This window comes from Streptomyces sp. NPDC020489 (genome assembly GCF_044386545.1).
Classification (GTDB): domain Bacteria; phylum Actinomycetota; class Actinomycetes; order Streptomycetales; family Streptomycetaceae; genus Streptomyces.
Genome location: NZ_JBIRUZ010000011.1, coordinates 142,248 through 157,235 on the forward strand (window position 1 = coordinate 142,248; position 14,988 = coordinate 157,235).

The window sequence follows — 14,988 nt, forward strand, 5'->3', positions numbered from 1 at the left end:
CCACGAGATGCCGGGACTCCACCGGTCGTGGCTAAGCCGCTCCGACGACCTCGGGAATCCGGAACGGCTTGCCGCAGCCGCCGCAGACGATGGGCGCCTGCGCCAGGACCGACGGCACGACGCGCACATTGCGCCCGCAGTCGCAGACCGCCTTCACGCGTACGCCGCCGCCGGAGGAGCCGTGGCGTGCGGCCGGGCCGCGGAAGGAGCGGGCCGTGTCGGAGGAGGTGGCCGCGGTGTGGGCCTTCAGGGCGCGCTGGAGCCGCTCGATGGTCGGGCGGTAACGGCGCTTGGCCTCGGGGTTGAGCGTGACCAACGAGAAACCGCTGCTGGGATGTGGCTCCTCGGGGTGGTCCAGGCCCAGTTCCTCGGCGATCGCGAGGAATCTGCGGTTGTGGTAGCGGCCGGCGCGGGAGGTGTCACGGACGCCGCGCGCGGCGGCGATCCCATGGACTGCCTCATGGAGCAGTCGCTCGAAGGAGAGTTCGTGCCCGCACGCGGACGACGACTCTCCGATCAGGGACTCGGGCGCGGCGAGGTCGGGCAGCTCGGGGTGGTACCGCTGAATGTCGGCCCACGCCTGCGCCAGCTCGGCGGCGAGAACAGGTGGTGTCTGTGTCGTGCTCACGTAATGACAACGAGCGTGGGTGCCCCTGTGTTCCTATTCCGGGGCATCCCAAATAATTTGCACGTACCCGTCAGTTGCCGCTGATGCGTCCTGACGAGGGCGGGTGCGCTGATCTGCGGAGAAGCCTCACAGCTCATACCAAGGCGGTACGTAGTCCGATATACGCCCCGGCGCGTAGACGCCGTACGCGCCCCCGGGGCGGCTGTGGTCCGCGCATGCGCAAGGGGCGTTTCGGTCGCTCTCCCACCGGAAGGGCACTGCCTCGGTAAGCGCTCGCGACGACCGCGACATTACCGCTCCCCCGATCGCCTCCCGCGACCGCCCCGCCCCCGCGACCAGACACCGTACGGTCCTGCCGCCCTCGACCCCCTGGCCTTGCCTTCTTCCCCCGAGGACGGCACGGGCGCCCGCCCGGCCCGCGCCGGTGACGACCTTGGCCGAATCCGCCCCGGCGCCCTTGCCCACGAGGACGAGGCCCCCGAGGGTGACCTCGCCACGCCGTGATCGTACGGGCCCAGGTTGCCGGGACGTGAAATCTCGCCCCGGGCCCACGGATCCCTCAAGCCGGACCCCACAGACCCTGGACGCGCGCTCGAGTGCGGAGTTATCTGGCATACGGGGGAAGTGCGAGCGCACATCACGGGGGCCATGGAAACGGGTACAGCGGTAACTCTCGTCTGATTGGGGCGCTTTCGATGACACCTACGCTCGTGCGGCAGCACCCGACCCGTGCGGGAGCGTCACCCCGTGTGGACCGGCGGGCACGCGCGCGTGACTGGTCCGAGATCCAGGAGCGGATGCTGGTCCCGCTCTACGAGACCGTCTACGAGCGACTCGAAGTCGGTTCCGGCACCCGGCTGTTGGGCCTCGGCTGCGGCAGCGGGCTGGCCCTGCTGATGGCGGCGTCCCGAGGTGCCGCGGTCACCGGTGTCGACTCCTCGTTCCCCGAGCGGGTCACCCTCGCGCGGGAGCGGTTGCTGACCGAGGCGCGGGGCACGCGCGCGCCCGCGGACACCCGGCTCATCGACGGTCAGCCCGGGGACGCGGCCGGCGCGGAGACGCCCGCGTACACCCTGGTGACCGCTTTCGAGCCCATCGGGTGTCTCGCGGGCGACTCGGAGGGGCTCGCCGGGCTCCTCGCCGCCGCGACGCCGCTCGTCGAGCCGGGGGCGCCCGTGGTGCTCGCCGGCTGGGGTCCACCGGAACGGTGCGCCACGTCGTCCGTGCTGCGGGTGGCCACGAAGCTGGCGGACCCGCTGCGCAGCGCGGGCAGTTGGCGCCCCGCCCGCCGTGACGACCTGGAGGAGGTCGCCCAGCGGGCCGGTCTGAAGCCGGACGGCTCCGGCCGGGTCGCCTGCCCCTTCGGCTACGCCGACCTCGACAGCGCCCTGCGGGGGCTGCTGTCGACGGGCCTGTTCGACGCGGCGATATCCGCCACGGACCAGGCGCAGGTGGACAAGGAGGTGACGGAGGCCCTGCACCCGCACCAGCGCCGGGACGGGACGGTGTGGATGCCGAACGTGTTCCGGTACCTGATCGCACGCGTGCCCTGAGGAGGGCCTGCGGAGGCAGCCGCGCGCAAACGCCCTTGGGGGCGCCCCTGCGAAGAGGGGCGCCCCCAAGGGCGTGGACCGGGCCGGGCCGGAGGGCCGTCAGCCCATGAACTTCTTGAACTCGTCCGGCAGTTCGAAGTCCTGCGGGACCTGCTGGCCCGGGACGCCGAAGGCGTTGCCGCCCTGAGCCGCGGCGGCCCGGCGCGCGGCCTCCTCCTGCTCCTGCTGCTTGCGCTTCATCGGGTTGCCGGAGCGCTGCTTGCCCTTGGCCTTCTTCGGCTGCTTCTTGGCGCGGCCGGGGCCGCCGCCCATGCCCGGGATCCCCGGCATGCCGGGCATGCCGCCGCCCTGGGCCATGCGGGACATCATCTTGCGGGCCTCGAAGAACCGCTCGACGAGGTTCTTGACCGCGCTGACGTCGACGCCGGAACCCTTGGCGATACGGGCGCGACGGGAGCCGTTGATGATCGTCGGCTCCTGGCGCTCGGCCGGGGTCATCGACTTGATGATCGCGGCCGTGCGGTCGACGTCCCGCTCGTCGATGTTGTTGATCTGGTCCTTGATCTGGCCCATGCCCGGGAGCATGCCGAGCAGCTTGGAGATGCTGCCCATCTTCCTGACCTGCTCCATCTGGGCCAGGAAGTCGTCGAGGGTGAAGTCCTGGCCCTTCTTGGAGGCCAGCTTCTCGGCCATCTTCTGGGCTTCGGCCTGGTCGAAGGTCTTCTCCGCCTGCTCGATCAGGGTGAGCAGGTCACCCATGTCGAGGATGCGGGAGGCCATCCGGTCCGGGTGGAAGGCGTCGAAGTCGTCGAGCTTCTCGCCGTTCGACGCGAACATGATCGGCTTGCCGGTGATCTGCCGGATCGACAGGGCGGCACCACCGCGGGCGTCACCGTCGAGCTTGGAGAGCACCACGCCGTCGAAGCCGACACCGTCGCGGAAGGCCTCGGCGGTGTTGACCGCGTCCTGGCCGATCATCGCGTCGACGACGAAGAGGATCTCGTCCGGGGAGACCGCGTCCCGGATGTCCGCGGCCTGCTGCATCATCTCCTGGTCGATGCCGAGGCGGCCGGCGGTGTCGACGATGACGATGTCGTGGACCTTGGACTTCGCGTGCTCGATGGAGTCCTTGGCGACCTTGACCGGGTCCCCGACGCCGTTGCCCGGCTCCGGGGCGTAGACGGCCACGCCGGCGCGGTCGGCCACGACGCTGAGCTGGTTCACGGCGTTCGGGCGCTGGAGGTCGGCCGCGACGAGGAGCGGGGAGTGCCCCTGCTCCTTCAGCCAGCGGCCGAGCTTGCCCGCGAGGGTGGTCTTACCGGCACCCTGCAGACCCGCCAGCATGATCACGGTGGGCGGCTGCTTGGCGAACCGCAGGCGCCGGGTCTCGCCACCGAGGATGGTGACGAGCTCGTCGTTGACGATCTTCAGAACCTGCTGGGCGGGGTTCAGCGCCTTGGAGACCTCGGCCCCCATCGCCCGTTCCTTGACGTTCTTGATGAACGTCCGGACGACAGGCAGGGCCACGTCCGCTTCGAGGAGGGCGATGCGGATCTCGCGCGCGGTGGCGTCGATGTCCGCCTCGGAGAGCCGTCCCTTGCCGCGCAGGTTCTTGAAAGTCGCTGAGAGGCGATCGGAGAGAGTATCGAACACGGCGCTCGCGGTCCTCGGGGTCGGTGGCTGCTGGGAATCGCCCTCCAGGGTATCCCGGCGGCACACGTCGCCGGGATCCCCGTTCAACCTCGCAGCGCCTCCTCCAGCTTCCGGGCCACGGAAGCCGCCTCCTGTGACGGCAGCGGCACGTTCCCGTCGCTCGTGACGTAGAAGGCGTCCACCGCGTTGGCGCCCAGCGTCGACACATGCGCGCTGCGCACCCGCACGCCCGCGTCCTCCAGGGCCCGGCCGATCCGGAACAGCAGCCCCGGGGCGTCCTGGGCGCGTACCTCGATGACCGTGGCGAGGCGGGAGGCGGCCGGGTGGACCGAGACACGGGCGGCCGGCGGGATCACACCGCGGCGGCGCGGATACGCCGCGTCCCGTTCGGCGAGGCGGCCCGCGATGTCGAGCGAGCCGTCCAGCGCCCGGACGAGGTCGGCGCGCAGCCGCGCGGCCTGCGGCAGGGAGCCGTACTCCGCCGCCACCCGCCAGTTCAGCAGCAGCACCGCCCCCTCGACACCGTCGGGCAGGTCCTGGGCGCGCAGCTCGGCCGTGCGGACGGTCAGCCGGTGCATGGCGAGCACCCCGGCCACCGCGGGCAGCACACCCGGCTGGTCGGGGACGGCGATCAGCAGCTCCACGCCCAGCGGCTCGGGGTCCGCGGGCGACTGGTCCTCCGCGGCGGCCGGCGGTTCGGTCTGCGCGCGCAGCGACAGCACCGGGCTGCCCGTCGCGGCGGCCTCGATGGCGAGCCGTTCCTGCTCCGCGGTGGGCGCGGCGGCCTCGGGCTCGTCCGGCTCGTCCCCGGCGAGCACGGCCGCCACCCGCTTGACCAGGTCGGCGACGAGGGAACCCCGCCAGGACGACCAGGCGGCGGGGCCGGTGGCCAGCGCGTCCGCCTCGGTCAGGGCGTGCAGCAGTTCGAGGGTGCCCTGCGAGCCGACCGCCTCGGCGACCGAGCGGACCGTGGCGGGGTCCTCCAGATCGCGCCGGGTGGCGGTGTCGACCAGCAGCAGGTGATGGCGTACGAGGCAGGCGAGCACCGCCACGTCCTCGCGGTCGAAGCCGATGCGGGCGGCCACGTCCTTGGCGATGATCTCGCCGGCCACGGAGTGGTCGCCGGGCCAGCCCTTGCCGATGTCGTGCAGCAGCGCCGCGACGAGCAGCAGGTCGGGACGGTGGACGCGGCGGGTGAACTCCGAGGCGCGGACGGCCGTCTCGATGAGGTGCCGGTCCACGGTCCAGATGTGCACGGCGTTGCGCTGCGGCCGGCAGCGCACCCGCTCCCAGTCGGGCAGGAGCCGGGTGATCAGCCCTTCCGCCTCCAGTGCCTCCCAGACGTCGATCGTCGGCTGGCCGGAGCCGAGCAGGGTCACGAGCTGCTCGCGCGCCTCGGCGGGCCAGGGCGTGGGCAGGGGACGCACATGGGCCGCCATGCGCCGTACGGCGTGCAGGGAGAGCGGCAGTCCGGCCTGCGCGGCGGCCGCGGCGGCGCGCAACGGCAGCACGGGGTCGCGCTCGGGGCGGGCGGCGCGGGCGAGCACCACCTCGCCGTCCATCTCCACCACGCCCTCGGCCAGCGGCGAGCGCTCGCCGACCGGCTTCCCGCCGCCCAGCATGGCGCGCAGCCGCGGCCGCACGGCCCGCGACCTGAGCACGCGTCCCACTTCGCGCCAGGTGACGTCACTGGCGTACGAGACGACCCGCGCCGCCTCGTACACCTGCCGCAGCAGTGTGTCCGCGTCGAGCAGTCCGAGCTCGGCGGCGACCTGGTCCTGCTCCTGGAGCGCGAGCCGGTCGGTCGCGCGCCCGGTGGTCAGGTGCAGCGCGTCGCGGACGTCGAGCAGCCGGCGCCGGGCGTCGTCGAGGCCCTCGCGCGGGGCGTCGGCCAGCCAGGAGGCGGCGACGGCGCGCAGGGCGGTGGCGTCCCGCAGTCCGCCGCGGGCCTCCTTCAGGTCCGGCTCCAGCAGGTACTGCAACTCGCCCTGGCGCTCGGCGCGCTCGGCGCACAGTTCCTGGAGTTCGGGCAGGCGCTTGGGGGCCTGGTTGCGCCAGTCGGCGAGGACGGCGCTGCGCAGTCCGGCCGTCAGCCCGAGGTCACCGGCGAGGTGTCGGGCGTCCAGGAGACCGAGCTGGACCTTCAGGTCCTCGCCGGCCGTCTTGCGCGCCTCGGCCGGGGTCCGCACGGAGTGGTCGAGGGCGAGGCCCAGGTCCCAGACCGGGTACCACAGGCGGTCCGCCAGGGTGGCGACCGCGCCGGGGTCGCCGCCGTCGTGCAGCAGGAGCAGGTCCAGGTCGCTGCGCGGGGACAGTTCTCCGCGGCCGTAGCCGCCGACGGCGACCAGGGAGACCCCACGTGCTCCCTGGGCGCCGGAGTCGAACAGCCCGGACAGCCAGTCGTCCGTCAGCTCGGAGAGGGCCGAACGGCGCGGCGGCCCGGACCGCGCCTCCTCGGTGAGGAGGCGCAGCCGGGCCGCCGCGTAACCGCTGGGTCCCGAGTCCTCTGCTTCTTCACGCACGTCCGTACTCGACACCCAGCAGCTCCTGTTCTTCTTCTGTCAGAGCGCGTCGGGACCGCGCTCGCCGGTGCGGACCCTTACGGCCGTCTCGACCGGCAGGGACCAGACCTTGCCGTCACCGATCTTGCCGGTGCGGGCGGCCTTGACGATCACGTCGATCAGCTGCTCGGCGTCGTCGTCCTCGGCGAGGACCTCGATGCGGATCTTGGGGACCAGGTCGACGGTGTACTCGGCACCGCGGTAGACCTCGGTGTGGCCCCGCTGACGACCGTAGCCGCTCGCCTCGGTGACGGTCAGGCCGTGCACCCCGAAGGCCTGGAGGGCTTCCTTGATCTCGTCGAGCCGGTGCGGCTTGACGACCGCGGTGATGAGCTTCATGCGTCCACCTTCTTGCTCGCTCCCGCGGCGGCCGGGGCCCCGACGGTGGCCTTGGCGGCACCGCCACCGGCGCCGCTGAAGTCGTATGCGGTCTCGGCGTGCTCGGCCTGGTCGATGCCGGTCACTTCCTCGTCCTCGGTGACCCGCATGCCGATGGTCTTGTCGAGGAGGAAGGCGAGGATCGCGGAGGCGATCAGGGAGTAGGCGAGGACACCGCCGACACCGGCGAGCTGCTTCCACAGCTGGGTGAAGGAGTGGTCGCCGTAGAAGACGCCGGTCGCCTCGGACTGGCCCTTGCCGCTGGCGAAGAAGCCGATCAGGACCGAGCCGGCGATACCGCCGACGAGGTGGACGCCGACGACGTCGAGCGAGTCGTCGTAGCCGAACTTGTACTTCAGGCCCACGGCCATGGCGCACAGGACACCGGCGATGGCGCCGACGCAGATCGCGCCGATCGGGGTGACCGCGCCACCGGCGGGAGTGATGGCGACGAGGCCCGCGACCGCGCCGGAGGCGGCGCCCAGCGTGGTGAACGCGCCGTGGCGGATCTTCTCGTAGATGAGCCAGGCCAGCATGGCGGCGGCGGTGGCGACCTGCGTGTTGACGAACATCAGCGTGCCGACGCCGTCGTCGTTGCCGAGCCACGAGCCGGCGTTGAAGCCGAACCAGCCGAACCACAGCAGACCGGCGCCGAGCATGACCAGCGGGAGGCTGTGCGGGCGCATCGGGTCCTTCTTGAAGCCGACGCGCTTGCCGATGACGAGGATCACGCCGAGGGCCGCGGCACCGGCGTTGATGTGCACCGCCGTACCACCGGCGAAGTCGATCACGCCCAGGTCGAAGGCCCAGCCACCGGTGCCCCAGACCCAGTGGGCGACGGGGAAGTAGACGATCGTGGCCCACAGCGCGATGAACAGCGCCCAGGCGGAGAACTTCACCCGGTCCGCCAGCGCACCGCTTATCAGGGCGGGCGTGATGATCGCGAACATCAGCTGGAAGACCATGAAGGCCAGCACCGGGATGTTGTACGGCAGCCAGAGGTCGGCCTTGTCGATGCCGCTGAGGCCGACGTAGTCCGACGTCCAGCCGATGAGGCTGCCCTTGTCGGTGCCGAAGGCGAGGGAGAAGCCGTACAACACCCACAGGATGGTGACGATCCCCATGCTGATGAAGCTCATCATCAGCATGTTCAGGGTGCTCTTGACCCGGACCATGCCCCCGTAGAAGAAGGCCAGACCCGGGGTCATGAGCAGCACCAGGGCGGAACAGATGAGCATGAAGCCTGTGTTGGCGGGCGACAGCTCTACGTCTGCCGCCATCGTGATGGCTGGTGCCATCGGCGTCTCCTCGTCGTTGGTACGGCCCCGTGCGGGCGAAGCCTGAGCGGATTGAGGGGTGGGCCGGTTATGCGCCATGAGATTGGCGCAGCGCGGTTTCGGTGGAAGCCCCTCGTTGTTTCGCCGCCGTGACGAAGGCGCCATGCGTGTTACGCGTCGATGAACTGGCGGATATGGGCCGCGACGATCGTTATCGTGGCGCAACCTTCGATGAAGGAAGAAAACCGGCCGCGGTCGGCCTTCCGATGACCTGGCATGGGGGAGCCGAGTCGGGCAGTTCGGGAGGGCCGGCCGCGGCCGGGGTTCGGGGGATTCAGACCGCCTCGGCGGTCTCCGGCAGCTCCACCGCGAGCTTGTCGGTCAGGTCGACGACCTCGGCCAGGTCACCGAAATCGCGTACGGCCGTGTCGACCGTTTTTCGGATACGAGTGTTCACACGCTCGGAGCGGACCTTCTTGGCGATGTGCATGGCCTGTTCCACGAGGACGGTGCTCTGTCGCGGCTCGCGTTGCAGCAGGTGCACGGTGGCCATGCCGATCAGGTTGAGCGCGTACGACCGCTGGTGCTCGGTGTCCCGGGCGAACAGCTCCACGGCCCGCTCCATCAGCGGCTCGGCCAGCGAGGCGTAGGTGGGGCTGCGACCGGCGACATAGGCCAGGTCGCGGTAGGAGTGGGAGTTCTCGCCGTAGAGCTCGGCCTCGGAGAAGAAGCGGATCCAGTCGGGGTCCGGCTCGTCCCAGTCGTCGGCGTCGGTGAAGGTGTCCTCGGCCATCCGAACCGCGCGCTTGCACTTGCCGGGCTGTCCCATGTTGGCGTAGGCGCGGGCCTCCATCGCATACAGCATCGACTGGGTCCGCGGGCTCGCGCAGTCCCGGCTGCCGTACTGCGCGAGGTGGATCAGCTCCAGGGCGTCGTCGGGCCGGCCGAGGTGGATCATCTGGCGGCTCATGCTCGACAGGACGTACGAGCCGAGCGGCTTGTCCCCGGCCTCCTTGGCGGCGTGCAGGGCGAGCACGAAGTACTTCTGCGCGGTGGGCTGGAGCCCGACGTCGTACGACATCCAGCCCGCGAGCTCGGCCAGCTCGGCGGCGACCTTGAACAGCCTGCGGGTGGTGGCCTCGGGCTGGGGTTCCTGGAGGAGGTCGGTGACCTCGTGCAGCTGGCCGACGACCGCCTTGCGGCGCAGTCCGCCGCCGCACTGGGCGTCCCACTGCCGGAACATCACGGTGGTGGACTCCAGGAGGTCCAGCTCGGGCTTGGAGAGCCGGCCGCCGCGCCGGGAGCCGGGGTCCGGCTCGTGGGGCGGGGCGGCCTGGGAGGGCACGAGCCAGCGCTGCATGGGCTCGATGAGGGACGGGCCCGCGGAGAGGGCCAGCGAGGTCCCGAGGAAGCCGCGCCGCGCCAGCATCAGGTCGCTGCGCGAGAACTCGCTGAGCAGGGCCACGGTCTGCGGGCCCGTCCAGGGCAGGTCCACCCCGGACACGGACGGTGCCTGGCGGGCGGCGCGCAGGCCGAGGTCCTCCACGGAGACCACGCAGCCGAACCGCTCGGAGAACAGCTCCGACAGGATCCTGGGGATCGGTTCGCGGGGGTTCTCGCCGTCCAGCCAGCGGCGGACGCGCGACGTGTCCGTGGAGATGTGGTTGGCCCCCAACTGGCGGGCCCGGCGGTTGACTTGGCGGGCGAGTTCGCCCTTGGACCAGCCGCTGCGCACGAACCACGAGGTGAGCAGCTCGTTGGGGCGCTTGTCGCCGCTCGCCGCGCTGCCGGCGCCTGTCACGCTCTCGCCGTTGCCGCTCACTGGAACGCCCCCATCCCTGAGACCACTTGTCACTGAGTGCGCCAAGCCCTATCAGAATGCCGGTAAATACGGCCGCGCGTCCGCTGGTTCTCACCCTTCGAACGGGATACCGACTTGCCTCCGGCATACCCCGAAGTGCATGTGCCCTCAGGCCTCGTGCACTCACAGTAATCCTACGATCACGCCTCCAGCCATGGCGATCCCGGAATCGCCACCATTCGCCACCCCTTCGAATGAACTCACCGTCGCTCACACGCGATTCACTTGACAGAGGACGGCCGGGAGTGGGCGGAGCGGTGCACTCAGGGGCGCACGCGGCCAGGTGCACCACCCGGGGTGCGCCGGAGCGCCGAGCGAGGGCCGCGACACCGCTCAGGTCACTTTCCGTGCGCGTCTCGTAACCACCGGTGCGTCGGACCCGTTGGAGGGGGCATGGGCTTCACGATCGGCAGCAGTCGGGGCATCCGCGACATCCGGTCCTCCTCGCGTCGCCGCGGCCGCTCGTCGGAGTGCACCGCCGTGGCCGAGTTCACCGGACTCTGGGGCTGGGACGTGGTCCCCGGCGCCCGGGCCGCGGCGGGCGCCTGCTCCTGCGGCCGGGCCGACTGCCGGGCACCGGGCGCGCATCCCCTGGACTTCGCCCCCGAGGTGCCCGCCGGGGCGACGCTGGACGAGGTGAGCGGCGCCTGGGCCGAGTTCCCCGGCGCCTCGGTGATGCTCCCGGTCGGCCGGGCCTTCGACGTGATCGAGGTCGCCGAACCCGCCGGGCGCCGCGCCCTGGTCCGCCTGGAGCGCATGGGCCTCCCCCTCGGCCCGGTCACCGCCACCCCCGAGGGCCGCGCCCACTTCTTCGTCGCCCCCGGCGCCGCCGCCGAACTCCCCGCGCTGCTCTACCGCATGGGCTGGGACGACCCCACCTCCCTGGACCTGCGCGGCCTCGGACCCGGCACCCACATCACGGCTCCGCCCTCGGACCGGGGCGGCCTGGGCCCGGTCCAGTGGCTGCGACCCCCGGCCCTCGACTCGGCCACCCAGCCGCCAGAGGCGCGCCTGCTGCTGGGCACGCTGGCCTACGTGGCGCACCGGTCGCGGGCCTAGCGCCGCGACCGGCCCTGTCGTGGACGGCGAAGTGCCCGCTCCCCACTGCACCGTGGGGGCGGGCACTTCTTCGCTTGGCCGACCGCCTACTCCCCGATCAGCGCGTCGACGAACGCCTCCGGCTCGAACGGCGCCAGGTCGTCGGCGCCCTCACCGAGGCCCACCAGCTTCACCGGCACCCCCAGCTCCCGCTGGACCGCGATCACGATGCCGCCCTTGGCGGTGCCGTCGAGCTTGGTCAGCACGATGCCGCTGATGGCGACGACCTCGGCGAAGACGCGGGCCTGCACTAGCCCGTTCTGCCCGGTCGTGGCGTCCAGCACCAGCAGCACCTCGTCGAGCGGCGCCTGCTTCTCCACGACCCGCTTGACCTTGCCGAGCTCGTCCATGAGGCCGGTCTTGGTGTGCAGCCGCCCGGCGGTGTCGATGAGCACGACGTCGGCGCCGGCCTCCTTGCCCTCCTTCACCGCGTCGAAGGCGATGGAGGCCGGGTCGCCGCCCTCGGGCCCGCGCACGGTGTGGGCGCCGACCCGGTCGCCCCAGGTCTGGAGCTGGTCGGCCGCGGCGGCACGGAAGGTGTCGGCGGCACCGAGGACGACCGACCGGCCGTCGGCCACGAGCACGCGCGCGAGCTTGCCGGTGGTGGTGGTCTTGCCGGTGCCGTTGACACCGACGACCATCACGACGCCCGGCTTGCCGGTCTCCGGCTCGGTCCGCACGGTGCGGTCGAAGTCGGTGCCGACCAGCTTCAGGAGCTCCTCGCGCAGCAGGGTGCGCAGCTCGGCGGGGGTCCGGGTGCCGAGCACCCGCACGCGCTCACGCAGGCTGTCGACCAGTTCCTGGGTGGGGGCGACGCCGACGTCGGCGGTGAGGAGGATGTCCTCGATCTCCTCCCAGGTGTCCTCGTCGAGGTGCTCGCGCGACAGGAGCGTGAGCAGCCCCTTGCCGAGGGCGTTCTGGGAGCGTGAGAGGCGCGCGCGCAGGCGGACGAGCCGTCCGGCGGTGGGCTCGGGGACCTCGAGGGCGGGAGGTTCCTCGACGACGACCGGGGCCGAGCCGTCCGGGAGGTCCACCTCCTCTATGGTCCGGCGCGGTTCGTCGCGAGGCGTCTCGGCCTCGTCGCCGACGTGCGGCTCGGTCGGAGGGGCGGTGATGTCGGGCGCTGCGGGAGGCGGCGGGGGCAGCGGCTTCTTACGTCGGCTGCCGACGACGAGCCCGCCGAGCGCACCGAGCACGACCACGGCGATGACTACAGCAAGGATGACGGTTTCCATAACCCGTCCAGTATCGGCCATGGGTCCAGCCCGCACCCCGTACCTGTGCCCCGAAGGGACAAACCACCCTAAAAGCCCCTCCGGCCGCGCTCGCGCAGACCCGCGCGCATGGCCATCTGACACGCCGTCAGCTACCGTCCCCCACCACCGACTGAAGGGGGACCCCCATGCCCGTCACGGTCGTACGCTTCAACCTCGTCGAGCCCGACGCGACCCCCGGCTCCCTGCGCGCCCGCTACCAGGCCGCCCTGGAGATGGCCGCGTACGCCGACGAGCACGGGATCACCACCGTGCAGACCGAGGAGCACCACGGCGTCGCCAACAACTGGCTGCCCTCGCCGTTCGCCTTCGCGGGGGCCGTCTTCGGCGCGACCCGGCGTCTCGCGGTCACCGTCAGCGCGGTCATCGGCCCGCTGCACGACCCGCTGCGCCTGGCGGAGGAGATCGCCGTACTGGACCTGCTCAGCGGCGGCCGGCTGGTGACGGTCGCCGGGATCGGCTACCGGCCCGAGGAGTACGCCCAGTTCGACGTGGACTGGAAGCGGCGCGGGGCGCTCCAGGACGAGCTTCTGGAGACCCTGCTCAAGGCGTGGACCGGCGAGGAGTTCGCGTACCGCGGCCGTACGGTACGCGTCACCCCGCGCCCCTTCACCGACCCGCACCCGCTGCTCCTGGTCGGCGGCTCCTCCCGGGCCGCCGCACGCCGGGCCGCCCGGCTCGGCCTGCCCTTCTTCCCCAGCGCGCACCTGCCGGAGCTGGAGGCGTACTACAAGGAGCGGCTGGTGGAGTACGGCACCGAGGGCTGGACCATGATGCCCGCCGCCGAGACGCCGCTGCTGCACATCGCCGCGGACCCGGAGCGGGCGTGGGCCTCCTGCGGCCCGCACTTCCTGCACGAGGCCCGGACCTACGCCTCCTGGCAGTCCGGTGACATCCGGTCGGCCGTGAGGTCGGCGGCGACCAGCGTGGAGGAGCTGCGCGCGGAGGGCGTGTACCGGATCCTCACGCCGGAGCAGTGCCTGGCCCAGGGGCTCGACAACCTCGTCCTGCATCCGCTGGCGGGCGGGATGCCGGTGGCGGAGGGGTGGCGCAGCCTGAGGCTCTTCGCCACGGAGGTGCTGCCCGCGCTGAAGGGCTGAGCGGCCCGCGACGCACCGCCGCCCCGGCTCGGGCAGTGGCCGAGCCGGGGCGGCGGCAGGATCCGGGGAGAAGGGCAGCGGGGATGGGCCCGTCCCCCCGAGTTCGGGGGGGGCCTCAGCCCATCTCCTCCAGCGTCTTGCCCTTCGTCTCCTTCACGAACTTCAGGACGAACGGGATGGAGAGCGCGGCGAAGACCGTGTAGATCACGTAGGTCGCGGAGAGGTTCCAGTCGGCCAGCGACGGGAAGCTCGCGGTGATGGCCCAGTTGGCGATCCACTGCGCGGAGGCGGCCACGCCCAGGGCGGCGGCGCGGATGCGGTTGGGGAACATCTCGCCGAGGAAGACCCAGACGACCACACCCCAGGACAGGGCGAAGAAGAGGACGAAGACGTGGGCGGCGATCAGGGCGGTCCAGCCCTGCGCGGCCGGCAGCTTGCCGTCGACCAGGTCGAAGGAGAAGGCCCAGGCCTCCAGCGCCAGACCGATCACCATGCCGACCGAGCCGACGAGGGCCAGCGGCCGACGGCCGACGCGGTCCACGAAGATCATGGCGATCACGGTGCCGACGATGTTCACGATCGACGTGGTGAACGAGTAGAAGAACGAGTCCGTCGGGTCCACACCGACCGACTGCCACAGCGTCGAGGAGTAGTAGAACGCGACGTTGATGCCGACGAACTGCTGGAAGACCGACAGGCCGATACCGATCCAGACGATCGGCTTGAAGAAGAAGCTCCCGCCGAGCAGGTCCTTGAAGGACGACTTGTGCTCGGACTTCATCGCCTGCTCGATCTCGCCGACCCGGGCGTCCAGGTCCACGGTCTCGCCCTCGACCTCCTTGAGGATCTGCCGGGCGCGCTCGTGCTTGCCGACGGAGATCAGAAAGCGCGGGGACTCGGGGATCGCGAAGGAGAGCAGGCCGTACAGGACGGCCGGGACCACCATGACGCCGAGCATGACCTGCCAGGCCTCCAGGCCCATCAGCTTGCCGCGCTGGTCGCCGTCGGCCGCGTTCAGCAGGCCCCAGTTGACCAGCTGCGAGATCGCGATGCCGATGACGATCGCGGCCTGCTGGAAGGAGCCGAGGCGACCGCGGTAGGCCGGCGGGGCGACCTCCGCGATGTAGGCGGGGCCGATCACGGAGGCCATGCCGATGGCGAAGCCGCCGACCACGCGCCAGAAGGCGAGGTCCCACAGGGCGAAGGGCAGGGCCGAGCCCACCGCGCTGACCGTGAAGAGCACGGCCGAGATCTGCATGCAGCGGATACGGCCGATGCGGTCGGCGATCCGTCCGGCGGTCGCCGCGCCGATGGCGCAGCCGATCAGAGCGATGGCGATGACCTGGGCCAGCGCCGCGGAGCCGATGTCGTAGCGGTCCCGGATGGCCTCGACGGCGCCGTTGATCACGGAGCTGTCGTAGCCGAAGAGGAAGCCGCCCATCGCGGCCGCCGCCGCGATGAAGATGACATGTCCGAGGTGCTCGGGATGAGCCGCTCCGGCCCCTGACTTCTGCGCCTGTTGCGCTGTGCTGGTCACGTTCAACTCCTAAGGCCATCGGCAACGCTGCCTGAAGGCAAGAACAACGATGCAGACCTTATGCCTTC

Annotated in this window: 12 protein-coding genes; 4 read left to right on the forward strand and 8 right to left on the reverse strand. The window is 71.5% G+C overall.

The features are described from left to right. Positions 1–31: 31 nt before the first annotated feature. Positions 32–628, reverse strand: a complete 597-nt coding sequence (locus ACH41F_RS28125) for a hypothetical protein (protein ID WP_127177749.1) — start codon at positions 626–628, stop codon at positions 32–34. A 375-nt stretch (positions 629–1,003) separates the two neighbouring features. Between ACH41F_RS28125 and ACH41F_RS28130 the strand changes: the two genes are divergently transcribed. Together ACH41F_RS28130 and ACH41F_RS28135 are read left to right on the forward strand one after the other, a co-directional pair. Next, complete coding sequence (locus tag ACH41F_RS28130; protein ID WP_391232488.1) at positions 1,004–1,132, forward strand: hypothetical protein; 129 nt, start codon at positions 1,004–1,006, stop codon at positions 1,130–1,132. A gap of 191 nt (positions 1,133–1,323) precedes the next feature. Next, positions 1,324–2,181 (forward strand): SAM-dependent methyltransferase, encoded by an 858-nt coding sequence (locus ACH41F_RS28135; protein WP_391232489.1) that lies wholly within the window; start codon positions 1,324–1,326, stop codon positions 2,179–2,181. Positions 2,182–2,280: 99 nt separating this feature from the next. Here the strand turns inward: ACH41F_RS28135 and ffh are convergent, their stop codons facing one another. From ffh to ACH41F_RS28160, 5 genes are all read right to left on the reverse strand, one after another. Next, entirely contained in the window at positions 2,281–3,834 is a 1,554-nt protein-coding gene (gene ffh, locus ACH41F_RS28140; protein ID WP_391232490.1) for a signal recognition particle protein, read from the reverse strand. An 83-nt stretch (positions 3,835–3,917) separates the two neighbouring features. Continuing rightward, entirely contained in the window at positions 3,918–6,371 is a 2,454-nt protein-coding gene (locus ACH41F_RS28145; protein WP_391232491.1) for a [protein-PII] uridylyltransferase, read from the reverse strand. Positions 6,372–6,395: 24 nt separating this feature from the next. Continuing rightward, entirely contained in the window at positions 6,396–6,734 is a 339-nt protein-coding gene (locus ACH41F_RS28150; protein WP_003997576.1) for a P-II family nitrogen regulator, read from the reverse strand. After that, on the reverse strand, positions 6,731–8,071 hold the full coding sequence (locus tag ACH41F_RS28155; RefSeq protein ID WP_391232492.1) for an ammonium transporter: 1,341 nt from the start codon (positions 8,069–8,071) through the stop codon (positions 6,731–6,733). Before ACH41F_RS28155 ends, ACH41F_RS28150 begins: the two co-directional genes overlap by 4 nt. 313 nt (positions 8,072–8,384) lie before the next feature. After that, positions 8,385–9,872 carry a hypothetical protein gene (locus ACH41F_RS28160; RefSeq protein WP_398838008.1) on the reverse strand — a complete coding sequence of 496 codons (1,488 nt, stop codon included), beginning with the start codon at positions 9,870–9,872 and terminating at the stop codon, positions 8,385–8,387. Between the two features lie 432 nt (positions 9,873–10,304). Between ACH41F_RS28160 and ACH41F_RS28165 the strand changes: the two genes are divergently transcribed. Next, on the forward strand, positions 10,305–10,970 hold the full coding sequence (locus ACH41F_RS28165; RefSeq protein WP_391232495.1) for a bifunctional DNA primase/polymerase: 666 nt from the start codon (positions 10,305–10,307) through the stop codon (positions 10,968–10,970). Positions 10,971–11,056: 86 nt separating this feature from the next. Here the strand turns inward: ACH41F_RS28165 and ftsY are convergent, their stop codons facing one another. Further along, the gene (ftsY, locus tag ACH41F_RS28170; RefSeq protein WP_398838009.1) at positions 11,057–12,244 is read right to left on the reverse strand and encodes a signal recognition particle-docking protein FtsY; all 1,188 of its coding nucleotides are present in this window, start codon (positions 12,242–12,244) and stop codon (positions 11,057–11,059) included. A 167-nt stretch (positions 12,245–12,411) separates the two neighbouring features. Here ftsY and ACH41F_RS28175 point away from each other — a divergent pair, with 167 nt between their 5' ends. After that, on the forward strand, positions 12,412–13,383 hold the full coding sequence (locus tag ACH41F_RS28175; RefSeq protein WP_391232497.1) for an LLM class flavin-dependent oxidoreductase: 972 nt from the start codon (positions 12,412–12,414) through the stop codon (positions 13,381–13,383). Positions 13,384–13,498: 115 nt separating this feature from the next. Here ACH41F_RS28175 and ACH41F_RS28180 read toward each other — a convergent pair whose 3' ends face one another. Beyond that, complete coding sequence (locus ACH41F_RS28180) at positions 13,499–14,920, reverse strand: sugar porter family MFS transporter (protein ID WP_391232498.1); 1,422 nt, start codon at positions 14,918–14,920, stop codon at positions 13,499–13,501. Positions 14,921–14,988 lie beyond the last annotated feature (68 nt).